This window comes from Pseudooctadecabacter jejudonensis, assembly GCF_900172275.1.
In the GTDB taxonomy this organism is placed as follows: Bacteria; Pseudomonadota; Alphaproteobacteria; order Rhodobacterales; family Rhodobacteraceae; genus Octadecabacter; species Octadecabacter jejudonensis.
This window is the reverse complement of sequence record NZ_FWFT01000001.1, coordinates 510,917-534,046: the sequence shown is the minus strand read 5'-3', so window position 1 is coordinate 534,046 and position 23,130 is coordinate 510,917. Positions and strand designations below refer to the sequence as shown.

At 59.7% G+C, this 23,130-nt stretch carries 21 protein-coding genes and 1 tRNA gene; 16 read left to right on the top strand and 6 right to left on the bottom strand.

Translation table 11 applies throughout. From position 1 onward, the window contains the following. Positions 1 to 25: 25 nt before the first annotated feature. The 3 genes from PSJ8397_RS02535 to PSJ8397_RS02525 are packed head-to-tail and all read right to left on the bottom strand — an operon-like array spanning position 26 to position 1,345. Positions 26 to 478, bottom strand: a complete 453-nt coding sequence (locus PSJ8397_RS02535) for a hypothetical protein (RefSeq protein WP_143515324.1) — start codon at positions 476 to 478, stop codon at positions 26 to 28. Further along, complete coding sequence (locus PSJ8397_RS02530) at positions 459 to 692, bottom strand: hypothetical protein (protein WP_085862976.1); 234 nt, start codon at positions 690 to 692, stop codon at positions 459 to 461. Before PSJ8397_RS02530 ends, PSJ8397_RS02535 begins: the two co-directional genes overlap by 20 nt. After that, a complete protein-coding gene (locus tag PSJ8397_RS02525) occupies positions 692 to 1,345 on the bottom strand; it encodes an alpha/beta hydrolase (protein ID WP_085862975.1) in 654 nt (217 codons plus the stop codon). Before PSJ8397_RS02525 ends, PSJ8397_RS02530 begins: the two co-directional genes overlap by 1 nt. A gap of 175 nt (positions 1,346 to 1,520) precedes the next feature. Between PSJ8397_RS02525 and iscR the strand changes: the two genes are divergently transcribed. The 13 genes from iscR (at position 1,521) to PSJ8397_RS02460 (ending at position 14,336) form a co-directional block, all read left to right on the top strand. Further along, entirely contained in the window at positions 1,521 to 1,979 is a 459-nt protein-coding gene (iscR, locus tag PSJ8397_RS02520; RefSeq protein WP_085862974.1) for a Fe-S cluster assembly transcriptional regulator IscR, read from the top strand. A 145-nt stretch (positions 1,980 to 2,124) separates the two neighbouring features. After that, complete coding sequence (locus tag PSJ8397_RS02515; RefSeq protein ID WP_085862973.1) at positions 2,125 to 3,168, top strand: cysteine desulfurase family protein; 1,044 nt, start codon at positions 2,125 to 2,127, stop codon at positions 3,166 to 3,168. Between the two features lie 15 nt (positions 3,169 to 3,183). Beyond that, positions 3,184 to 4,707: a Fe-S cluster assembly protein SufB gene (sufB, locus tag PSJ8397_RS02510; RefSeq protein WP_085862972.1), complete on the top strand. Its 1,524-nt coding sequence runs from the start codon at positions 3,184 to 3,186 to the stop codon at positions 4,705 to 4,707. 65 nt (positions 4,708 to 4,772) lie between these two features. Next, positions 4,773 to 5,675, top strand: a complete 903-nt coding sequence (locus PSJ8397_RS02505) for an FkbM family methyltransferase (RefSeq protein ID WP_085862971.1) — start codon at positions 4,773 to 4,775, stop codon at positions 5,673 to 5,675. Next, positions 5,672 to 6,547: a polysaccharide pyruvyl transferase family protein gene (locus PSJ8397_RS02500; protein WP_085862970.1), complete on the top strand. Its 876-nt coding sequence runs from the start codon at positions 5,672 to 5,674 to the stop codon at positions 6,545 to 6,547. Before PSJ8397_RS02505 ends, PSJ8397_RS02500 begins: the two co-directional genes overlap by 4 nt. Before the next feature lie 119 nt (positions 6,548 to 6,666). Next, positions 6,667 to 7,191, top strand: a complete 525-nt coding sequence (locus PSJ8397_RS02495; protein ID WP_085862969.1) for a hypothetical protein — start codon at positions 6,667 to 6,669, stop codon at positions 7,189 to 7,191. An 81-nt stretch (positions 7,192 to 7,272) separates the two neighbouring features. Next, positions 7,273 to 8,028: a Fe-S cluster assembly ATPase SufC gene (gene sufC / locus PSJ8397_RS02490; RefSeq protein ID WP_085862968.1), complete on the top strand. Its 756-nt coding sequence runs from the start codon at positions 7,273 to 7,275 to the stop codon at positions 8,026 to 8,028. Then, complete coding sequence (gene sufD / locus PSJ8397_RS02485) at positions 8,028 to 9,317, top strand: Fe-S cluster assembly protein SufD (RefSeq protein ID WP_085862967.1); 1,290 nt, start codon at positions 8,028 to 8,030, stop codon at positions 9,315 to 9,317. The genes sufC and sufD overlap by 1 nt, the downstream gene beginning before the upstream one ends. Continuing rightward, positions 9,317 to 9,802, top strand: coding sequence for a hypothetical protein (locus PSJ8397_RS02480; protein WP_085862966.1), 486 nt, complete (start codon positions 9,317 to 9,319; stop codon positions 9,800 to 9,802). The genes sufD and PSJ8397_RS02480 overlap by 1 nt, the downstream gene beginning before the upstream one ends. After that, positions 9,802 to 10,416, top strand: a complete 615-nt coding sequence (locus PSJ8397_RS02475; RefSeq protein ID WP_085862965.1) for a YIP1 family protein — start codon at positions 9,802 to 9,804, stop codon at positions 10,414 to 10,416. The genes PSJ8397_RS02480 and PSJ8397_RS02475 overlap by 1 nt, the downstream gene beginning before the upstream one ends. Then, positions 10,416 to 11,639: a cysteine desulfurase gene (locus PSJ8397_RS02470; RefSeq protein ID WP_085862964.1), complete on the top strand. Its 1,224-nt coding sequence runs from the start codon at positions 10,416 to 10,418 to the stop codon at positions 11,637 to 11,639. The genes PSJ8397_RS02475 and PSJ8397_RS02470 overlap by 1 nt, the downstream gene beginning before the upstream one ends. A gap of 42 nt (positions 11,640 to 11,681) precedes the next feature. Beyond that, positions 11,682 to 11,758 (top strand) — tRNA-Arg (locus PSJ8397_RS02465). Positions 11,759 to 11,894: 136 nt separating this feature from the next. Continuing rightward, positions 11,895 to 14,336, top strand: a complete 2,442-nt coding sequence (locus PSJ8397_RS02460; RefSeq protein ID WP_085862963.1) for a sensor domain-containing protein — start codon at positions 11,895 to 11,897, stop codon at positions 14,334 to 14,336. Between the two features lie 51 nt (positions 14,337 to 14,387). Here the strand turns inward: PSJ8397_RS02460 and PSJ8397_RS02455 are convergent, their stop codons facing one another. Then, positions 14,388 to 14,954 carry a TetR/AcrR family transcriptional regulator gene (locus PSJ8397_RS02455; protein WP_085862962.1) on the bottom strand — a complete coding sequence of 189 codons (567 nt, stop codon included), beginning with the start codon at positions 14,952 to 14,954 and terminating at the stop codon, positions 14,388 to 14,390. A gap of 59 nt (positions 14,955 to 15,013) precedes the next feature. Between PSJ8397_RS02455 and PSJ8397_RS02450 the strand changes: the two genes are divergently transcribed. Next, positions 15,014 to 15,475, top strand: coding sequence for a (2Fe-2S)-binding protein (locus PSJ8397_RS02450; RefSeq protein ID WP_085862961.1), 462 nt, complete (start codon positions 15,014 to 15,016; stop codon positions 15,473 to 15,475). 2 nt (positions 15,476 to 15,477) lie between these two features. After that, entirely contained in the window at positions 15,478 to 17,721 is a 2,244-nt protein-coding gene (locus PSJ8397_RS02445) for a molybdopterin cofactor-binding domain-containing protein (protein WP_085862960.1), read from the top strand. A 3-nt stretch (positions 17,722 to 17,724) separates the two neighbouring features. On the opposite strand, the gene PSJ8397_RS02440 is transcribed toward PSJ8397_RS02445, so the two are convergent. Both PSJ8397_RS02440 and PSJ8397_RS02435 read right to left on the bottom strand, forming a co-directional pair. Then, positions 17,725 to 20,436 (bottom strand): peroxidase family protein, encoded by a 2,712-nt coding sequence (locus tag PSJ8397_RS02440; protein WP_085862959.1) that lies wholly within the window; start codon positions 20,434 to 20,436, stop codon positions 17,725 to 17,727. Positions 20,437 to 20,592: 156 nt separating this feature from the next. After that, entirely contained in the window at positions 20,593 to 21,162 is a 570-nt protein-coding gene (locus PSJ8397_RS02435; protein WP_085862958.1) for a YcbK family protein, read from the bottom strand. Between the two features lie 341 nt (positions 21,163 to 21,503). On the opposite strand from PSJ8397_RS02435, the gene PSJ8397_RS02430 reads away from it, so the two are divergent. After that, on the top strand, positions 21,504 to 23,108 hold the full coding sequence (locus tag PSJ8397_RS02430; protein ID WP_085862957.1) for a L,D-transpeptidase family protein: 1,605 nt from the start codon (positions 21,504 to 21,506) through the stop codon (positions 23,106 to 23,108). The last annotated feature ends 22 nt before the right edge of the window (positions 23,109 to 23,130 follow it).

The window sequence follows — 23,130 nt, the reverse complement described above, 5'->3', positions numbered from 1 at the left end:
ATGACGGCTTTTGTTGTCCGAGTTTTTACATTTGAGATGTGAGACGCGCTGTGCTGGGGGTCAATTGCCCCCCGTCCTGATCGGGGCGCAGCAACGCGTTGAAGATCTTGGGGTCGGGGAAAGCATCCCACGGATAAAGGCCGTGCAGCGCATTTACGAAGGCTTCGACCAGTGCTGGATCATGAAGGTCTTGATCCAGGGCGGCGGGGTCAATCGGGACCGCGCGGGGCAGGGCATCGTATCCAAGGATCGGCCATTGGGTGTCGCCCAGGCCCGCGCGGGTGACCGGCAGGATGGAGACCACGTCGGCCGCGCGCAGGGGGGCGATCTGGCCCTTATGGGGGGCGGGTTTGGCCGTGAGGAAGAGCAAGACCGCGCGTTCTGTCGCCAGGGCCACTTGGGCGAGGCCTGCGCTGCCGTTGAGCAGTGGGATCGCGATGTGATCGGCCTGCTGGATGTTAGATCCCCTTTTCGGCACGCAGCTGGGCCACGCGGGTCTCAAGGAATTTGCGACCCGACCGTTCCGCGAGACGAATGCGGATTTCGGTCAGAAAGGCCTCTTCCAGGGTTTGGGAGGCCGCGCCCAGGGCCTCTCCCAGTTCCACGAAAAGCCGCGGTTCATCCAGTGCGTCCTGAAGTTCGAGGCAATCCTCGGCCATTTTGGCCGCCAGTTTGTTTACGCTGTCGGACATCAGCGGGTGTTCTCCGTCAGGCGACGTTTGACGTAGGATTGCACGCTGTCGATCATCGGATCCATGTGGGGGTCCTCAAAGAAGTGGCCCGCGCCCTCGACCTCTTCGTGGGTGATCGTGATGCCTTTTTGTTCGTGCAGTTTGTTCACAAGGCTGACGGTATCGGCGGGGGGCGCCACGCGGTCTGCGGCCCCGTTGATGATCAGACCTGATGAGGGGCAGGGGGCGAGGAAGCTGAAGTCGTACATATTGGCGGGCGGGCTGACGGAGATGAAGCCCGTGATCTCAGGCCGGCGCATCAGCAGTTGCATGCCGATCCAGGCGCCAAAGGAAAAGCCTGCGACCCAGCAGTGTTTGGAGTTGGTGTTCATGGATTGCAGGTAGTCGAGGGCAGAGGCGGCGTCCGACAGCTCACCCACGCCCTGATCATATTCGCCTTGGCTGCGTCCCACGCCGCGGAAGTTGAACCGCAGCACCGTAAAGCCCATGTTGTAGAACGCGTAGTGCAGGTTATAGACGACCTTGTTGTTCATCGTCCCGCCGAACTGGGGGTGCGGGTGCAGCACGATTGCAATCGGCGCGTCGCGTTCTTTTTGGGGGTGGTAGCGGCCTTCGAGGCGGCCTTCTGGGCCAGGGAAGATGACTTCGGGCATTTTGGTCCGTTCTTGGTTTGGCTTGATTGTTGACGGAAACACTCAGGCACTTTAGAAAGATTCTAATTTCCTTGGGGGCGGTGTGTGCCCTTAGGGGTTGTCATGAAGTATCGGGGCGCTGGGGTGTCGTCAACGCCTGAGGCGGTTTGGCACTGGATTGTGCGGGGGATGAGCCATGAAACTAAGCACCAAGGGGCGGTATGCCATGGTGGCACTTGCGGATATTGCGCTGCAGCCCGAGGGCGAGTTGGTGAGCCTTGGGGAGTTGAGCAAGCGTCAAGGTGTATCGCTGCCTTATCTGGAGCAGTTGTTTGTGAAGCTACGGCGTGGGGGGCTTGTGTCGTCGGTGCGCGGCCCGGGGGGCGGGTATCAGCTGGCCAAGCCCGCGTCCGAGATCCGTGTGGTGGAGATTTTGTCGGCGGTGGATGAGACCGTTTCGGCGATGCACACCGGTGCGGGCGCATCTGGTGCTGTGTCGGGCAGCCGGGCGCAATCGATGACGAACCGGTTGTGGGAGGGGCTGAGCGCGCATGTCTACGTGTTTTTGCACCAGACGCGGTTGTCGGATGTGGTGGGCAACGGGTTGGCGCCGTGCCCTGCGGTGCCAAGCCTGTTTGAGGTGGTCGACGAATGAGGGCTTGGGACGATCTGACGATCGGCGCCTGCGGCGGGCGGGTGGCGCCCTGCGGGCGGTTGCTCGATCGTGCTTTTGGATATGTCGGCGGTTTGCATATTTTTGAAACAGCGAAGACGGGTTTGGGGCAGGGCGGTCGCGCGCCATGAGCCGTGTTTATCTGGACTATAACGCCACGACGCCTGTGCGGGCTGAGGCACGGGAGGCGATGGTTGCGGCCATGGATGTGGCCGGTAATCCGTCGTCCGTGCATGCCGAGGGCCGAGCGGCCAAGGGGCTGGTTGAGGCGGCGCGGGTGCAGGTGGCCGATGCCATTGGGGCGTCTGGTGCGGATGTTGTGTTTGTGTCGGGGGCCACAGAGGCTGCGGCTTTGGCGTGCAAGGGCCGTGATTTGCTGGGGGCTGCGGTGGAACATGATGCCGTTGCGGGCTGGATTGATCCGGTTTTGCCGGTGGATGGGCAGGGCCGCGTGACGGTGGAGGAGCCTGCGCGATCCGTTTTGCAATGGGCCAATTCGGAAACGGGGGTGGTGCAGGCGTTGCCGCAGGGCCTTGCCGTGTCGGATTTGACCCAAGGGGTCGGGCGGCTGCCGTTTGCGTTTTCCTGGGCCGGCATTGGAATGGGGTTTTTATCGGCGCACAAGTTTGGCGGGCCCAAGGGTGTGGGCGCTTTGGTCTTTCCCCAAGGCACGGATGTGGCGGCCCAGATCACCGGTGGGGGCCAGGAAATGGGGCGCCGGTCGGGCACCGAGAACGTGATCGGGATTGCGGGTATGGGGGCTGCGATCGGGGCGGCTTTGCGCGATCTTGAGGACGGGGTGTGGAGCCGTGTCGAGAAACTTAGAAATATTCTAGAAAGTGGGGTTGAGGCTGCCAGTAAGGAGACTATTTTAGTCGGGAAAGGCGCGGCCCGTTTGCCCAACACCACTTGCATGATCACACCCGGCTGGAAGGGAGAGACGCAGGTGATGGCGATGGATCTGGCGGGCATCGCGATTTCGGCGGGATCGGCCTGTTCAAGCGGGAAGGTCAAGGCCAGCACCGTTCTGCAGGCCATGGGATTTGACGAGGACCTTGCGGCGAGCGCCATTCGCGTGTCGCTGGGACCTGAAACAACACAAGAGGACGTCATGCGGTTTGTCGACGTCTGGACACAGAAGCAAAAGCGCCACCGGCAGCGGTCGGTGTGACATGAGGAGAGCCACATGAACGTCGTAGATCACGTTGAGGTCAAAGAAGGTGTCGAGCAGGAGACGGTGGATGCCGTCAAGAAGCTGGGCGGTGACTACAAGTACGGCTGGAACACTGACATTGAGATGGACTATGCCCCCAAGGGGCTGACCGAGGACATCGTACGGCTGATTTCCCAAAAGAATGAAGAGCCGGAGTGGATGCTGGAGTGGCGTTTGGCTGCCTATGCCCGCTGGCTGGAAATGAAAGAGCCTGAGTGGGCGATGGTGGATTATCCTGAGATCGATTTTCAGGATCAGTATTACTATGCGCGCCCCAAAAGCATGGAGGTGAAGCCCAAGTCGTTGGATGAGGTCGACCCCAAGTTGCTGGCGACCTACGAAAAGCTGGGCATTCCGTTGAAAGAGCAGGCCATTCTGGCCGGTGTTGAGGGCGCCGAAGAGATGTCCGACGCCCCGCGCAAGGTGGCTGTGGATGCGGTGTTTGATTCTGTGTCCGTGGGCACGACCTTTCAGGATGAGTTGAAGAAGGCGGGCGTGATTTTCTGTTCGATCTCCGAGGCGATCAAAGAGCATCCTGAGCTGGTGAAGAAATATTTGGGCTCCGTTGTGCCGGTGCAGGACAATTTCTATGCGACGTTGAATTCAGCCGTGTTCTCGGACGGGTCGTTTGTGTACATCCCCAAGGGCACGAAATGCCCGATGGAGCTGTCCACGTATTTCCGCATCAATGCTGAAAACACCGGTCAGTTTGAACGCACGCTGATCATCGCTGAGGAAGGATCCTACGTGTCCTATCTGGAGGGCTGCACGGCGCCCCAGCGTGACATCGCACAGCTGCATGCGGCGGTGGTTGAGATTGTCATTCTGGACGATGCAGAGGTGAAATATTCCACCGTGCAGAACTGGTATCCGGGCGATGAGAACGGCAAGGGCGGGATCTATAACTTTGTGACGAAACGTGCCGATTGTCGGGGTGACCGGTCCAAGGTGATGTGGACGCAAGTGGAAACCGGGTCTGCGGTGACGTGGAAATATCCAAGCTGCATCCTGCGTGGGGACGACAGCCAGGGTGAGTTCTATTCCATCGCCATTGCCAATAACATGCAGCAGGCCGACACGGGCACAAAGATGGTGCATTTGGGCAAGAACACCAAGTCACGCATTGTGTCCAAGGGGATCAGTGCCGGTAAGGCGCAGAACACCTATCGTGGCCTTGTGTCCATGCATCCCAAGGCCAAGGAGAGCCGCAATTATACCCAGTGTGACAGCCTGCTGATTGGCGACAAATGCGGGGCGCATACGGTGCCGTATATCGAGGTTAAGAACAATTCGTCTCGCGTCGAGCATGAGGCGACCACATCGAAGGTGGATGACGATCAGCTGTTTTATTGCCGCAGCCGTGGCATGGACGAGGAAGAGGCCGTGGCCTTGGTCGTCAACGGGTTCTGCAAGGAAGTGTTGCAGGCTTTGCCGATGGAGTTTGCCATGGAAGCACAGGCCTTGGTTGCGATCTCTTTGGAAGGGTCGGTGGGCTAGGCGGCCTTTGGGCTGTTGGGGGCGCATTACAGGTGCGCCCTTTCCCTGACGTGAGGTGGTTGGATATGGCACGCACGAACCGTGATCGGCTGATGTTCCTGAAAGAGACTTTGGCGCCTGAGGATATGAAGATCCTTGATGTGGGGGCCAACCCGATCAACGTGCCAGATTATCAGCTGTTGATCGAGGAAGGGATGTGCCACGTCTGGGGGTTTGAGCCCAACCCGCGTGCCTTTGCGGAACTGCAAAAACAGCCGCGCGACAATGCCACCTATTTTCCGCAGGCCGTGGGGCCCGAGGGCAAGGGCATTTATTACGCCCATGAATTCGCGGTGCTGTCGTCGCTGTTCAAGATCTACAAACCCACGGCTGATTTTCTGGGCCGTGAGAGGTGGTATCAAAAAGAGATCACCGAGATTGAGATGGATATGGTCACGGTCGATAGCATCCCCGATATGCCCAAGGTCGATCTGTTGAAGATGGATCTGCAGGGCGGGGAGTTGTCGGTGATGCAAGGCGGGCGGACCACCTTGTCGGAGGCCATGGTTGTCATCCCCGAGGTGCGGTTTATCCGCATGTATGAGGATGAGCCGCTGTGGGGCGATTTGGATGCAGAGCTGCGCGCCCAAGGGTTCCAGTTGCATAAGTTCCTGACGCAAAAGGCTTTGCCGGTCAAACACAGCCAATGGCGGCAGTTGGATCGCAAATCGGTGGGATCGCAGCTGTTGGATGGGGATGCGGTTTATATTCGCAACATCGAAGACATCGGCACGGTGACGGAACATCAATTGAAACAGCTGGCGATTGCTGCGGCGGTGGTGTTCGAAAGCTATGATCTGACGTTGCATTGTCTGGATGAACTCGGCCGCCGTGGGGCCTGTGACCCCAAGGCGGCCAAACAGTTTGTAGCCCATCTGCCGCAGGATGTTCTGGCGGCCCCGAAGACAGACAGACAGGCGGCCGCATGACGCAAGTGCCTGCCCATTCTGATCCAGCTGTGACCCCCGTTCGGGACACGCCCTATACGGCGCCGCTGCGTCTGTATTGGTATCGCGATGAACCCAATTTCGGCGATGCCATTTCGGCCAATATCGTGTCCCATGTGTCCAAACGCGATGTGAAATGGGCGCACCATGGCAATTGCGAGATGTATGCGCTGGGCAGCCTGATGAAATCCGTGGCCAGCCACCAGACGGCCCCGCGGGACAGCGGACGCAAACCGTTTTTGTGGGGCACGGGCACAATGGCCGGTCTGCCAAACCGCGCCTTCCGGCACCACACCCGCGTGGCTTTGTTGCGCGGGCCGATCACGGCCGCTTTGATGAACCGCGATGACCGTGTGTTTGGCGATCCGGGGCTGTTGATTGCCGATGTGCTGGGGGAGGCCCCTGCACGTCAGGATATCGTGGGTTTGGTCCCGCATATGCATTACGCCGATGACCCGCGTTTGCGCCAGATTGCCGCGGACAACCCGCGCATCAAGCTGATTGATGTGCGCGATGAGGTGCCCCTGCGTGTGGTGCGTGACATTGCGTCGTGCGCCCATGTGATCAGCCAATCCCTGCACGGGTTGGTGACGGCCGATGCCTTCGGCATTCCAAACACCTGGCTGAACCCTGCGGGCATTCACGGCGGCGCGCTGTTGAAATTCCACGACTACGCCGCGGGCATTCACCGTGCGCTGGGCACGCCCATTGAGACCATGGAAATTGAGGCTGTGGCCAAACGCGCGCCCACGGGGCCGTTGGGCTATGCGGACGGGATCGCGGCGTCCAAAGAGGCGCTTTATGCGTCCTTCCCGCAGGGTCTGAAGCAGCAGGGGGGACGTGATGATGCGTGATCTCTGCCCTCATTTTGTGCAAATTGCGGACACCCGCCGCAGCACAGCCAACCCTGCGCCACATTTCGGCCCAATAGGTTATCTACCCCTTTCGTCGGACAGACGTGGGAGAGACCTTTATGGCGGTGAGCAAGACAACCTTTGCAGAACGCATGGCCAAGATCGAAAGCGGCAACACGACATCATGGACAGTGCCCGGAGAGGGCCTGGCCGAGGTGCGCGACGAACGGCGTTTTCTGGCCAAGGCAGGCGTGAAGATGCGCCAGAAATCCACGCAGAAAAAGGCGGGGATGGTCTTGTATGTCGCAGCCCTCGTGTCCGGGGTGGCTTCGGTCATTCTGGGCCGCTGGCTGGACTTTCGGTTTCTGGACGACGCCTTGGCGTTGGCAGCGGACAAGGGTGTCGATCTGGCGTCCATGATCGCGGATGTGCCGACGTCGTTCATTTTGGCGCTGGTTCTCAGCCTTGTGTTGATGCTGGTGCTGGGCCTGCGCAAAACGGCGATCCCCGTCCAAACGGCGGGCTTTCTCGGCGCGCTGGTGTTCGAGGGCGATCTGGTCGCACTGGCACCCGAGGTTTACGCGAAGTTCTATCCGCCCAACTGGGTGGCCGATATGATGGCCAGCGCCGCGCTGGTTACCTAAACCACATACCAACAACTGAAAACTCATGTCAGAGGGCCGCGCGTGCGCGGGCCCTCCTGTCGCATTTGGAAAGGGCATAAAATGCTGGAAATCAAAGACTTGCACGTCGAACTTGAAGAAGAGGAAAAGAAAATCCTCAAGGGTGTGAACCTGACCGTTGAGCCTGGAAAGGTGCACGCGATCATGGGGCCCAACGGGTCGGGCAAATCCACGTTGTCTTACGTGTTGTCCGGCAAAGAGGGTTATGAAGTCACGGGCGGCAGCGCGTCGCTGGACGGTGAAGACCTGTTGGAGATGGAAACCGAAGAGCGCGCGGCGGCGGGCCTGTTTCTGGCGTTCCAGTATCCGGTTGAAATCCCCGGTGTGGGCAACATGACGTTCCTGCGCACTGCCGTGAACGCACAGCGCAAAGCGCGCGGTGAGGATGAAATTTCGGCAGGCGATTTCCTGAAAGAGGTGCGCGCCAAGGCCAAGACGTTGAAGATTGACGCCGACATGCTGAAACGTCCCGTCAACGTGGGCTTTTCCGGCGGTGAGAAAAAGCGCAACGAGATTTTGCAGATGGCCATGCTGGAGCCCAAGATGTGCATCCTGGACGAGACGGATTCCGGTCTTGACGTGGATGCGATGAAACTGGTGTCCGAGGGCGTCAATGCGCTGCGTGATGCGGGCCGTGGGTTCCTGGTGATCACCCATTACCAACGTCTGCTGGATCACATCAAACCCGACGTGGTGCACATTATGGCCGACGGTCGCATTGTGAAAACCGGCGGGCCTGAGCTGGCTTTGGAAGTCGAAAACAATGGCTATGCCGACATTCTGGCGGAGGTGGCGTAATGGCGCTTCCACAGATCAAGGCGGATGCGACGGAGGCCCGTTTGGCGGACCTGACCGTGCCTGAGGGCGGCACCTGGGCCGCTGAGGCGCGGTCTGCGGCGCTGGCCCGTGTGCGTGACATGGGGTTGCCCCATGCGCGCGATGAGTATTGGAAATTCACCAAGCCTGCGTCCCTTGTGGTCGCCGATGTCACACCGGCTGCGGTGTTTGACAACGACGAGGGGCCTTTGTGGGCGGACGTGGACCGGTTGAAGGTCGTTTTCGTGGACGGTGTGTTTGATGCAGAGGCGTCTGACGATCTGGCTCTTGAGGGGCTTGAGATCGAACGTCTGGCCGATGCGGCGAGCAAGGACATTCACTGGGCGAAGGACCTGTATGGTCAGCTGGAGGCAAACGAACACGGCTACACGCCGCGCCCGCTTGCTGCGTTGAACACAGCCTTCGCCAGCGACGGTGTGGTGATCCGCGTCACGGGCAAGGTCAGCAAGCCGGTGAACCTGATTTATCTGCACCAATCGGAAACCTCGGATGCGATGTTGCACCATGTTGTGAAGGTCGAAGAGGGGGCCGAGATGACCCTTCTTGAGACCGGACCCGCCGCGGCGCGGTTCAACAAGGTGATGGAGGTCGATGTGGCCGACAAAGCCGCATTTCATCATGTGCGCGTGCAGGGGCGTGACCACGAACGCCGTGCGGTGACGGGCATTTTTGCGCGGCTGGGTACGGAATCAGTGTTCAAGTCTTTCACATTGACCATGAACGGCACGCTGACGCGCAACGAATGCGTGATTGAGCTGACGGGCGACGATGCCCAGGCCCATGTGGCGGGCGCCTGTGTGGGGGATGGGGATGATTTCCACCACGATGACACGGTGTTCATCACCCATGATGCGCTGAATTGCGAAAGCCGTCAGGTGTTCAAAAAGGTGCTGCGCAACGGGGCCACGGGTGTGTTTCAGGGCAAGATTCTGGTGAAAGAGGGCGCCCAGAAGACCGATGGCTACCAGATCAGCCAGTCTTTGTTGCTGGACGAGGACAGCCAGTTCCTCGCCAAGCCGGAACTTGAGATTTACGCCGATGATGTGGCGTGTTCCCATGGTTCGACCTCTGGTGCGATTGATGAGGAGGCGCTGTATTACCTTCGGTCGCGGGGCGTGCCCCATGCGCAGGCCACGGATTTGCTGGTGTTGGCGTTTTTGGCGGAAGCCCTGGAAGAGATCGCAGACGACACGCTGGCCGAGGAGATTTATGCGCGCCTTGAAGGCTGGCTGGGACGTCGGGCGGGCTGATGCCGGTCAGCCGTGATATTGCGCGGACCTACCGTGGTCCGCGCGCCGTGGTGCGCGACCTGTACGCCATGGGCGTGCGGGAAGATCGTGCAATTGCGTGGCTGATGATCGGCTGTTTGTTGGTCTTTTTGTCGCGTTTGCCCGCCTTGCAGCGGGCGGCCATTCAGACCGGGTCTGATTTTCAGCGCGATGCGATTTATGCGTTCTTTGCGATGATGATGATTGCGCCGCTGCTGTTTTACGCGATTGCGCTGGTGTTCTATATCGTCACCCGCATCGTGCGACCCCATGCGACCGCCTATGGGGCGCGACTGGCGATCTTTTGGGGCTGGTTGGCCGCATCGCCCTTGGCGTTGTTTTATGGGCTGTTGGTGGGGTTCAACGGGTTGGATCATCCGGGCACCACATTGGTGGGCGCGCTTTGGTTTGTGGCCCTGATTTGGTTTTGGGTGTCGGGCCTGATTGAGACGTCGAAGGGGACGTGATGGATTTTTCTGCAACCTCGGTCTGGACGTTGACCAAGCTTTATATCCGGGACCCTGCGCAGGCGGCGCGGATTGTCATGGCGGCGCATTTGCCGATGAATGTGTCGATCCTGATGATCGTGCTGTCGGGGGTGATGTCTGGCGTCATGGCGGCGGTGACGGTGGCACTTTACGGGGTGCAGACGTTTGAATTGAACATGCCCGACGGGTCGGTGCAGGTCATTGAACAGGCGTCGCCGCTGACGACGGGCGCGGTGTCGGCGCTGCTGGGTGTTATCATTGCCTATCTGATCCATTGGGTCGGCCGGCGCAGTGGCGGGCAGGGGGAGTTGCCGCAGGTTCTGGCGGTGTTGGCGGCCTTTCAAATTGCGATGACGGTTCTAAGTGTCCTGACGTCGGTGATTAACATTGCCTTTCCGTTCATTGCCTTTCTGGTGGTCATTTTCGTGGTTGTGGTCACCGTGCGCGGTTTGATCTTTTCGGTGAAGGAAGCGCATCTTTTGGACGGTGTGGGCAAATCGGTGATGATCATTCTGGCGTCGATTTTCGTGCTGTTCCTTGGGTTGATGTTTGCCCTGCCGGTCTTTGCGCTGTTGTTTGGAGGTCTTGTCTGATGGGGTTTGATGTAGAGGCTGTCCGCGCAGATTTTCCAATTCTCAGCCGTGAGGTGAACGGCAAGCCGTTGGTGTATCTGGACAATGGGGCCTCGGCGCAAAAGCCGCAGGTGGTGATTGATGCGATCACCAAGGCCTATACGCAGGAATATTCGAATGTGCACCGCGGGCTGCATTATCTGAGCAACCTTGCCACCGAGAAGTATGAAGGCGTGCGCGGGATCGTGGCGCGGTTTTTGGGGGCTGAGGATGAGACGTCGATCATCTTCACCTCAGGCACCACCGAAGGCATCAATCTGGTGGCCTACGGCTGGGCGATGGAGAATTTGCGCGAGGGGGATGAAATTGTCCTCAGCGTGATGGAACACCACGCCAATATCGTGCCTTGGCATTTTCTGCGCGAGCGGATGGGCGTGAAGCTGGTTTGGGTCGATGTGGACGTGAACGGGGATCTGGACCCGCAAGCGGTGATGGAGGCCTGCACGGACCGCACCAAGCTGATCGCGGTGACCCATATGTCCAACGTGTTGGGCACTGTCGTCGATGTCAAAACCATTTGTCAGGCCGCCCGCGCGCGTGCCATTGCCACGATGATCGATGGATCGCAGGCGTCGGTGCATATGCCGGTGAATGTTACCGATCTGGGATGCGATTTTTACCCCGTGACGGGGCACAAACTCTACGGGCCGTCTGGGTCCGGCGCGATCTATATTCACCCCGACCGGATGGCTGAGATGCGGCCCTTTATCGGGGGCGGGGATATGATCCGTGAGGTCCACAAGGACGAGGTGATCTACAACGATGCCCCGTTCAAGTTTGAGGCGGGCACGCCGGGGATCGTGCAGACCATCGGTCTGGGGGTTGCGTTGGACTATATGATGGGCCTTGGCATGGACAACATCGCCGCCCACGAACGTCATTTGCGCGATTATGCCCGCGAACGGTTGGACGGTCTGAATTGGTTGAACGTGCAAGGCCATTCGGCAGGCAAGGGGGCCATATTCTCGTTCACGTTGGAGGGTGCGGCCCATGCCCATGACATCTCAACCGTGCTGGACAAAAAAGGTGTCGCCGTGCGTGCGGGGCAGCATTGTTGCGGGCCTTTGATGGATCATATGGGGGTCACCGCGTCGTGTCGTGCGTCGTTCGGCATGTACAACACCACCGATGAGGTCGACAGCCTTGTGGATGCGCTGGAGCTTTGTCACAAACTCTTTGCGTGATCTGTTGCACCCCTTCGCAGGGGCAGCTATAGCGACATAAGTGGACCCTTAGCTCAGCTGGATAGAGCGCTGCCCTCCGAAGGCAGAGGCCAGAGGTTCGAATCCTCTAGGGTCCGCCAATCTGCCGTTTTTGTTGCATTTAACGCGAATTTTGTTGTCAAAAACCCTGGGTTTTCTGCGGTCGTTAACTTTTTCGAGCAGTCACAGTGCTAACGTCGTTCGAAGACCGAGTGTAACGGCAAGGGACAAGGTTCGATGGTGCAGCGCAAATGTGACCAACGCGCGTCGCAGTTGGTATCCGTTATCGTGCATCCTGCTGCTGTGGTGGACGCAGATGGCAGAATCCTGGCTGCAAACCTTGATTTTAAGGGCCTGACTGGCCTGCACAAAATGCAGTGTGTCGGCGCGGATTTCTGTGCGGTCCTGTCACGGGTAGCGAAGATCGACGGGACGGAGGCCCTTCGTCAGGTGCTGGCCGGCGAAGGATTTGAGCCTGTTTCGGTTGAGATGGGGCCCGGTCCCTTCATTCTGAATCTGGACGTGATGGAAGATGATGATCTGGGCGCGCACGTCCTGTGTCAGATCATACCGGATTTGGCCACGGACAGCACGCGGCTGCGCTTTCTTCTTGAGCATCTCAATCAAGGTGTTTGGAGTTTCAACGTCCCCTCAGACAAGTTGCGCGTGACCGATGCTTGGCGGCGGATGCGCAAAATCCAACCGGATATATCCGCCTATATTGATCCGAAATCCGCCCCCTGGTTGCATGGTCGGGTGCACCCGCAGGACCGCGCCGCGGTCGAGAAAATGGCGGCAGATCTGGTGTCAGGCGCGTCTGAGACGTTCGAGCTGGAATATCGTTATCAGACCATGGAGGGGGATTGGATCTGGATCCTGTCCCGCGCCAAAGTCATGAGTTGGGATGACACCGGTGCGCCTTTGGAATTGGTCGGGCTGGACACGGACATTACCCTGCTCAAGGATCGTCAGGTCGCCCAGGAAGAATTGGCCAATAAATTTCAGCTGGCCCTCGATGTTGCAGGGATTGGCATTTGGGAATTTGACAGTGCGACGGCCCGTGTGAATTGGGATGACACGATGCTGTCGATTTATGGGCTTGAGGGGCAAGAGAACGACCAGTCTGACAATTTGTGGGAGACCTATCTCCACCCCGACGATCGCGAAAAGAACACCCAAGAGGCGGATAAATCCCTTGAAGAAGGGCGCGATTATCTTGGCGAATACCGTATCGTGCGGCGCGATGGTGACATTCGGTATATCCGGTCCATGGCGCGATTTTTGGCGGATGGTGAGGGGGCAGGGAAGCTTGTCGGGGTGAATTTGGATGTCACCGAGGATCATAAACGCACGCAAGAGCTTGAGGCCGCGCGCCAACGGCTGGAACATGACAGCCGCCACGATGCATTGACGGGGCTGGCGAACAGACGCCTGCTGGATGAAACTGTCGAAGATTTGCTGACGCGGTTGGGGGACGAAGACAGCTTTGCCGCGATGCACATTGATCTGGACCACTTCAAGCAGATCAATGACACCATGGGGCATGCGGTTGGGGATCAACTGCTGGTGCGCGTTGCTGAAACCTTGCGGACCCTTGTGGGGGATGATGGGCTGGTGTGCCGCAACGGGGGGGACGAATTTGTGGTCCTTCTTGAAAAGGTCACCGATGAAGCGGACATCGCGCGGCTGTGCCAACGTATGATCGACCAAATGAAGGAGCCGCTGATCCTGCAAGGGCATCGCTGCCATGTGGGCATCAGTATCGGCGTCGCCTTGGCTAAAGGGGACAGCACCGATCCGTCCGAAGTTTTCATAAATGCCGATCTGGCGCTTTATGCGGCCAAGTCCGCGGGACGGTCGTGCTACAAGGTGTTTCAGCCGGATGTGCAGACCACGTCCCATTCGGATGTGTCGATGTATGTCGATCTGGTGCGCGCGTTGGAAGACTGCGAGATTGAGTGTTATTACCAGCCACAGTTCGACACCCGCACCCTTGAGATCATCGGGGCGGAGGCTTTGGTCCGTTGGAACTGTCCCCAGAACGGATTGATCTTGCCGGGGGACTTTTTACCGATTGTCAAAACCTCCGGCCTGGCGTCACGGTTCGATGAATACGTCATGAATGTTGTTTTGAAGGATCAAACGCGGTGGGCCAATGCGGGGCTGGAGATCCCGACGGTGGCCCTGAACATCTCGTTCGATCATCTGATGCAGCCGGGATTTGTGGATCAGGTCCAGTCGAAATTGCAGCCCCATCATGCCATTTCGTTCGAATTGCTGGAGACGGCGTTTCTGGATGATATCACCGAGGACATCGCAGCTGTTTTGGCGCAGATGCGGGCGGCGGGGATCCCGTTTGATCTGGATGATTTCGGGTCGGGTCATTCCTCGGTCGTTGCGCTGCAGGCCATCAAACCTCATCGGGTTAAGGTCGATCGTCAGCTGGTGGCCCCTTTGGAGACAAACCCCGCGCAATTCCATATCCTTGAGGCCCTGACGTGCGTGGCGTCTTTGCAGGGCTGTGGTGTCCTGATCGAAGGGATCGAGACGCAGACGCAGCTGCAAGCGGCGGTCGATCTTGGATGCGAAGCGGTGCAGGGCTTTTTGTTGGGACGTCCAGTTCCTGCGGATGAGTTTGCGGCAAGTCTGCCCGCAAGCGCATTGCGGGCCGGGGCCTGAACACTGGAGTTTGAACATGGTAACATCCCCGCGCCGCGCGTGCGGCAGGGATCAGGTTTGATCGGTCAGGGCCAGGACACTTGCCTTGAGGGATGCGAATTGAGCGTCGAGGTCTGCGCGGGTCGTGCAGGTGATCAACATGGCATGAAGGGCCGTTTCCATGAACGTCGCAAGGCTGGCGGGGGTCTGGCCGTGACCTGCCAAGGCGGCCTCATAAGGGGCGAGAAGGTCTGCAAAAAGTGCGACCTTCAACGCCTTGACCTGTGTCATGGCCTGCTGGCCCGCCTCCGTCTCGGCCGCGTTCAGAATATCCGCGGCATCGGGCATGGCCCGCAACATCTCAAACGACGGAACGGTGCCGAGGGTCATCAGATCGTTCATTTGATCAGACAGCGCCGTTCGGCCAGCCCAGGCCGCCGTCAACGCGTCAGTCATGCGGGTGGCGTAAAGAACAAGGCCCGCGGCGTAGACGTCATCTTTGCCAGCAAACCGCGCATAAAGGCTTTGCCGCGACAGGCCCGCGGCCTTGGCGATATCCCCCATGGTGGCGCGTTTGTACCCGTAGCGGCCAAACACCTCCAACGCGGCATCGAGAATGGGGGACGTTTCATCTTTCATCACTGACACCTTGACAAATTTTGACGGAATGTCAAGTTAACCCCAAGGCGGAGGTCACCATGAAACTGACTGTAGACGGACAGACCCATGAGGTCGATGTAGAAGAAAACATGCCCTTGTTGTGGGTCTTGCGGGACGAGATTGGCATCAAAGGCGTGAAATACGGCTGCGGCATTGCGCAATGCGGGGCCTGCACGGTGCATCTGGACGGGGTCGCGGTGCGGTCGTGTCAAACCTGGGCTGCTGACGCCGAAGGGGCGGAGGTGACGACGATCAACGGTCTGGGCACGCCGGACGCCATGCACGCGGTGCAAGAGGCCTGGGCCGAACATCAGGTGGCCCAATGCGGCTATTGTCAGTCGGGCCAGATCATGCAGGCGGCGTCCATGTTGGCGGCAATCCCGAACCCCACCGATGACGACATTGACGCCGAAATGTCCGGCAATCTGTGCCGGTGCGGCACCTATCCTCAAATCCGCGCGGCCATCGTGACCGCCGCGGCCAAACTGCGGGAGGCGTAATCATGGGACGTGTCAAAACAATCGCACGGCGGAGCTTTCTGATCGGGTCAGCGGCCATTCTGGGCGGCGTGGCTTTTGGGGTTTATTTGTACAAACGCCCCGTCGAGAACCCGCTTTTGGCGGATTTGGCTGAGGGGGAGGCATCGCTGACCGAATACGTGCGCATCACGCCTGAGGGGGTGACGCTGATCACGCCGCGCGCGGACAAGGGGCAGGGTGCGTACCACGTGCAGGCCGCGCTGATTGCGGAAGAGTTGGACATTGACCTCGATCAGGTGACCGTCGATCCCGGCCCGCCGTCGGCGGCCTATTATAATACGGCCCTGTCAGGCGAAGCGCCCGGTTTCATGGTCACAGATGACAGTTTCGGCGCCAACGCCATGCGCACGGTCATGGATGCGGCCATGAAAATCATGGGCGTTCAGATCACCGGCGGGTCGACCACTGTGGCGGACGGCTGGGACAAGTTGCGCGTGGCAGGGGCTGTCGCGCGTGAGACACTGAAGGCGGCCGCTGCGGCGCAAACGGGCGTATCGGTGGCCGATATGACCACAGACCGCGGCGCGGTTGTGCTGCCCGATGGGGCGCGGCTGGAGTATACGGCGTTGGCGGAGGCTGCGGCGGACATCGATCCGGTGACGGAGGTCACCCTGAAAGAGCCGGGCGACTGGCGCTACATCGGCAAGGATATGATGCGGCTGGATGTGCTGGCGAAATCCACAGGCACGCAAAGCTACGGTATCGATTTTGAGATGGACGGCATGGTGCATGCGACCGTTGTGACGAACCCGCGCAAGGGGGGCGAAATGCTGTCGTTTGATGCCTCTGAGGCGGACGCGATGCGCGGTGTGCAAGCGGTTGTGCCAATCACCAACGGTGTTGGCGTGATCGCGGACAACACCTGGCGCGCGTTTGAGGCCGCCCGCATGGTGTCGTTTGACTGGGGCCCTGCGCCCTATCCCGCGGAGCAGGCCGATCATTGGGCCGCACTTGAGGCGGCATTCAATGATGACCAGCTTGACAGTCAATACCGTGATGAGGGCGATGTTGAGGCGGCTTTGGCAGGCGGTGCGACCGTGGAGGCCGAATACCGCGCGCCTTATCTGGCCCACGCCCCGCTGGAGCCGATCAACGCGACAGCCCTGATCACCGACACCCGCGCCGACATCTGGACAGGCACCCAAGTGCCCCGTTTCGCGCAAGAGGCCGTGGCAGAGATCACCGGTTTGCCGGTCGAAGATGTGCATATCCATGTGTTGATGATGGGGGGATCTTTTGGGCACCGGCTGGAACTTGATGTGGTGAAACAGGCGGCCGAGGTCGGCATGGCCATCAAGGGCACGCCGGTGAAGTTGACCTACAGCCGCGAAGAGGACACCGCGCACGACTACCTGCGCCAGATCGCCATGGCCCGCGTCAAGGGCACGGTGTCGGGTGGGCAGGTGCAAAGCCTTGATCTTGGGATTTCGATGCCCTCGGTGATCAGCAGCCAGATGGGCCGGTTGGGGCAATCTGTGCCCGGGCCCGATGCGTCGATTGTGCAAGGCGCGTGGGATCAGCCCTACGGTGTGCCCAATTACCGCGTGTCGGGGTATCGCGCGGAACCGCTGGCGCCGATTTCCAGCTGGCGCAGCGTCGGCGCGTCCAGCAACGGGTTCTTTCATGAAAGTGCGCTGGATGAGTTGATCCATGCGGCAGGGGCCGACCCGATGGAGGAACGTTTGCGTCTGATGTGGGACGACAATTCCCGCGCCACGCTAGAGGCCGTGGCCGAGATGTCAGGCTGGGATGGCCCGCAGATGGGGCAGGGGCGCGGACGCGGGGTGGCGTTTTGTCTGTCCTTCGGGGTGCCCTGCGCCGAAGTGGTTGAGGTGACGAACACCGACCGCGGCATCCGCATTGATAAGGTCTATGCGGCCGCCAACGTGGGCCGCATTGTCGATCCGATCAATTTTGAACATCACGTCAGCGGGGCGGTGATCTGGGCCCTGGGCCATGCCATTTCGGCTGAGATCACGCACAGCGATGGGATGACGGATCAGCTGAATTATGATGGGTTTGAGGCGATGCGGAATTATCAGGCCCCACAGATCGAGGTGCGGGGGCTTGAGTTAGGCGATGCTGTGCGCGGCATTGGCGAACCCCCAGTGCCACCCGCCGCCGCAGCCCTCGCAAACGCGATCTTTGCGGCCACCGGTCAGCGCATCCGTGAGATGCCGATGCGCAATCACATCGGATTTGTCTAACCGTCAGTCGTGGCCATAAGGGCACGATTGCAGCGCTCGGGTCTCACCTTTGGTGAGGGTCGGGCGCGCGGTTTCAGGGCGCAGATGCGGGCAGGCCCATTCGGGGAAAAGCGTCAGGATTTCCGCGCGCGCCGCGGCGTCCAGCGCGTTCAGGGCAGCAGCGCCGGGATAAAAACTCTCAGACGGGATGCCTTCGGACATGACGATCTGGTGGCTGTCAAACGCTATATGGACATAGGTGACCAAGCCGCCCGTTTGGGGCCGGATCGTGGTGTCGTTGATGAGGCCCTTGGCAGGGGCCAAAACCTCATCCACGCCGCAATGAAGGGCCACGCGCCAGTCGTCCAACATCATACGGTGTAGGGGCGATACCAGCAAATCGCGGGTATTGCCTAAAGCCCCTTTGGCAATATGGATGGGGGCCAGATCACCCTGTGCCGCAACAGTGGCGGTGCCGATCCATGTGATCGGTTGCAGGCCGGCATCCAGCGTCCAGACGCGGTCTTCGACGGTCAGGGTTTCGATGGCCTGCAGGCCGCGGGCCGTGATCAGACGGGTGCCTTTGGTGAAACAGGTGATGTGTTCGATTGAATGAAAATCGAAACTCTCACCTGTCTCATTGCCGTCCTCGTCCAGATAAAAAACGGTCCCGTCGGTCGGGTCGTCGCCCAGTTCAACGCGCGTGTTGGGGCCAAGCTTCAGGGTGTCAAAGCCCGCGCCCCCCTGGATCAGCGAGATGTCGGCACCGGCCTCAACGGTGATCACGTCATCCCCGCGCCCAAGGTGGATTTCGCCTGCCACAGTGACGCCGTCGCCAAGAGTGACGTCATCATCGCCGCGTCCCGTTCGCAGCCGTCCGTCGATGATGCCGCCCCCTGTCACCGTCACGGCGTCATCGCCGCGCCCGGTTTCCACGTCGCCGCCGACGCGGGCCTGATCGGACAGCGAAACGGCATCGCGGCCCCGTCCGGTTTCCAGATCGCCCAGGATGCGTGCGGTGCCCGACAGGTCCGCCGTATCATGGCCACGGCCCAGAACGACATCGCCGGACACCTCACCGGAGGTGGCGATATAGGTATCATCCCCACGGCCCATGGTGACGGTCCCGTCGATTTGGGTGCCGCCCGAAAGGGTCAGGATGTCATCGCCAGCGAAGGTGTTGATGTCAAACGCGACGATCTTGGCGGCCAGTTGAACGTCGTCGGCATTCCACGAGACGGTGACGTTGGTTTGCTCCGTCAGGGTGCGATCCATGGCGAGGAAGACGTCCTCTTGGATCATATCAATGTCGGTGACGCGGTCGATGATGTCCGCGAAGGTGGTGTCGTGGACCTCGGCAATGATGGCGTCGCTGAGGCCGGGGTGGAACGCGCCGAAGGTCTCATCCGCGATCATCGTGCGGATAAACTGATCGGCAATGATGTGGGTGAAAAGGGCGCCCAGCTGGGTGCCCTCGGCTGCGTCTTCGGCCAAGCCACCAACCCAAAGATCGACCTGAAACACATCGTCATAGGCCTCAGCGAGGCGGGCCTGCAGGTCTGCATCGCTGGTGATGATCGAAAAATCCAAGGGGTCCAAAGTGGCGGGATCAATGTCGCCCAGAAGTTCGGCGCGGACGTTGATGTAGCTTTCCAGCCCGTGATCGAGGCCCCGCGCAAGGTTCAAGGCCGCCAGTGAAAAGCCGGAAATGCCATCGGGTGTTTCCAGAAAGAAATTCAGGTCATCCACGATGTGCGCATCAAGTTCCTGGGCGCTGGCGGTCAGTTGGCCGCGCAGGATGGCGTCGATGCCGAAATCCTCAACCGGGGTGTGGTTAAAGAACGCGTCCATCAGGCCCATGGTGCCGATGTCGATGCCTGCGTCATTCAGAATGTCGATGGTCTCAGAGACCAGCGTGTGGCCGAACCGGAATGCGGCGGTGGAAAATTCCACCGAGACCTGACCGTTGGCGTCCGGGTCATGGTCTGCGTCTTCGGGCACCGCGTCCCCGATCAGATGGGGCAGCCATTCATCATAGGTGATCTGTTGAAGTTCGACTTCGACGATTGAACGCGCGGCGGCATACAGCTGTTGATCATCCCAATCGGGGTTTTCCTCTGCCAGACGTTCGGCCCAATAGTTGTGTTCGCGCACGAACATCGTGTGCATGGACAACAGGTTGGGGTTTTCGTTGGCGCGCACGTCACCGGCCAGATGCACGGGATCGTCGCCGGTCACGTCGCCCGCCATGAAGCTGTCTGCGTCCGCATCGGGCAGAAGGCCTTGGGTTGAGGTGTCATCCTCTTGCACGCGCAGGCGGCCGCCTTCGAAACTGCGCAGATCGTCGGCGCGGCCTTCGGTTGAGCCGTAAATCTGGCTTCCGTCCAGCTGCCATGTGACAACGTTGGTGGGGGCTATGGTTTCGCCGTCTTCGATGCCGTCGGCCACGGCGGAGCGCGCGATGTCGTGGGGCATGCCGACCAGATCCAGAACGCCCGCGTCGTGGTCCTCGGGGGAGAGGACCATGTCGTGATCCAGAAACTGGCCGAATGTGGTGAACAGCGTGCTGAGCCCCGCGCTGTTGGGCATGTCGCCGTCTTGATCGAACACGACCATGGACACGGTGACCGGATCGGCGCCGCCCGAGAAGGTCTCTGACACGCCGTCGTCGTATCGCGCGTCCGTCAGACGGTCTTGTTCTTCAAGGTCTGCAAGGAAGGGACAACTCTTTACCACAACACACTCACCCTTTGGTCCCCCCCAAGCAGGGTGATATAGGGCCTGACGGAGGAGGCAAATTTAAGGTGAAAAAAGGGTATATAATATAGAGAAGACCGGACAATTCTGGCCGGTCTTTCGGATTGTTGACGTTATGGTAACGATGGTGCTGTCTTAGCTGCCCCAGCTGCGAACAGGGCCGCAATCCATGTGCACAAAGTTGGATCCGGAGTAGCGGCCAACGCCGCCCGCACGACATGCGGCCGCGGCGCGGGCCATCTGGGCAACTGACCGGCCCTGCATGCGCAAATCAGCGGCCTGACCGCGCAGGTGCAACGATGTGCGCGCCACGCCGGACGAATTTGACCGGAGCATGGAATTTGTCTGCGGGGAGCGGTAGCCGGAGATCAATGTGTAGGGCTGATCGCTGTCCAGCAGGTTCTGTGTCGCCGCGATGATGTCGATCGTCCGGCTGTCGATTTCATGGGTCTGACCGTTCCGCCAATCGCGGAAGAACCGATACACTTCCGACATTGCGTCGCCCACATACTGGCCTTCGATCCAGTAGATGGTGTCAATGTTTTCGCCGGTGCGGCCGTTGTACATTTTGATGCGGCGGATGTCGCCACCGCCACGCAGGAACCCAGCGGCATTTGAATACGTTGGGGCTGCAACGACTGCTGTTGCGGCAAACGCGCCCAGAAGGCCACGTCGAGAAATGCTCGATGCTGTCAAACTTGTCATATAAACGCTGTCCCGTCGTCTACCTGTGTGCCCGTTGTCCGGACGTTTTTGCGATCTATCCCCAGATGCCCGTGCTGTATTGCACAAAACGAATCTTCGAAAAAGCCCCTTTGGATTTGGTTCCATCCTCAAGGGGGAAATAGGCGAAATTTTGCGCAATTTGTGTGCAATAGGTGATTTGTGGCATTTGTGTCGCTCTAAATCGGCCCTCTGGCGCAACGATTTCGAAACAAATCGCCCTGTGACAGGTTTGTGAGTAGACAAGCGAAGTCTGCTGTCTGCCAATAGACATGTCCGTGTTTTTGCACGACATTTTAAGATAAGTCCTCGGGGGATGATTTATGTTTATGCATTTTGCAAGCCGCGCTGCTGCGGCGATCGCTTTGGCTGTTTCGATGACGGCTGTGGCGCCGAATTTTGCGGTCGCCCAAACGACAGCCTTTCGTCAGGCCGTGGCCGAAGGGGCCGCGCGGGACGATGTTGTCGCGGAATTTTACCGTGCCCGCACGTTTGAAGGCATCTGGACGGGCACGTCTGAGGCCGCACAGGCGCGCCGCAATGCGCTGCTGACGGCCTTTGCCAATGCGTCCGATCACGGCCTGCCTGAGGATCTGTATGACCCACAGGCGCTGATGGCGCGGATGCAGGCGGCCACAACGGCAGCCGATCAAGGCGCGGTGGAGGTTGAGCTGACACAGCTGTACCTGTCCTATGCCCGCGATATTCAGACCGGCATTTTGACACCGGGTCGTGTTGTGTCCGACATCAAACGAGAGGTCCCGTTGCGGGATCGATCCGGCTACCTTGATGGCATTATGGCGGGCAATCCGCAGGCCTATCTTGCAAGCTTGCCGCCAAGCTCCCCCGAATATGCGCGGCTGTTGCGTGAAAAGTTACGGATGGAGGTCTTGTTGGCCAATGGCGGCTGGGGCCCCACGGTGCCCGGCGGGAAGCTGGAACCGGGTGACACGGGCGCGCGGGTCGTGGCCTTACGGGATCGGCTGGTCGCCATGGGGTTCATGGATCGGTCGGTGACGCGCAGCTATGACGCGGCACTGCAGGTTGCCGTGATGGATTTTCAGACGGCCCATGGTCTGACCGCGGATGGCATCGCGGGTGAGGGCACCTTGCAAGAACTCAACATCCCCGCATCGCGCCGGTTGGAACAGGTGATTGTCGCGATGGAGCGGGAACGCTGGACCAATTTCGAACGGGGCGACCGCCATATCTGGGTCAACATGACCGATTTCAGTGCGGCGATTGTTGACCACGGGTCGGTCACGTTTTCCACACGGTCTGTGATTGGTGCGCTGGATGAGGATCGTCAGAGCCCCGAATTTTCTGACGTGATGAGCCATATGGTCATCAACCCCAGCTGGTACGTTCCACGGTCCATCATCGTGGGCGAATACCTTCCGGCGTTGCAGCGCAACCGCAATGCGGTTGGTCACATCGAGATTACGGATCGCAACGGGCGGGTCGTCAACCGTGGCGCCGTGAACTTCAGCCAGTACAATGCGCGGACTTTCCCGTTTGCCATGCGCCAGCCCCCCAGCAGCCGCAATGCGCTGGGTCTGGTGAAGTTTATGTTCCCCAATCAGTACAACATTTATCTGCACGACACGCCGGCCAAATCCCTGTTCGGACGTGAGGTGCGGGCGTTTTCCCACGGCTGTATCCGTCTCAATGACCCGTTTGATTTCGCCTATGCGTTGTTGGCGGTGCAGGAAGCCGACCCCGTCGGGGTCTTTCAGGGGATCCTGAACACGGGCCGCGAACGCCGCGTCAATCTGGACGCCCCCGTGCCTGTGCATTTGGTCTACCGGACCGCGTTCACGCATACGACCGGTCTGCTGAACTTCCGCCGCGACGTCTACAGCCGGGACAGTCGCATCTGGAACGCCTTGGCCAACGAAGGGGTGGTTGTCCGCGCGTTTGAAGGCTAAATCTGGCCCCCGAACCGCATGG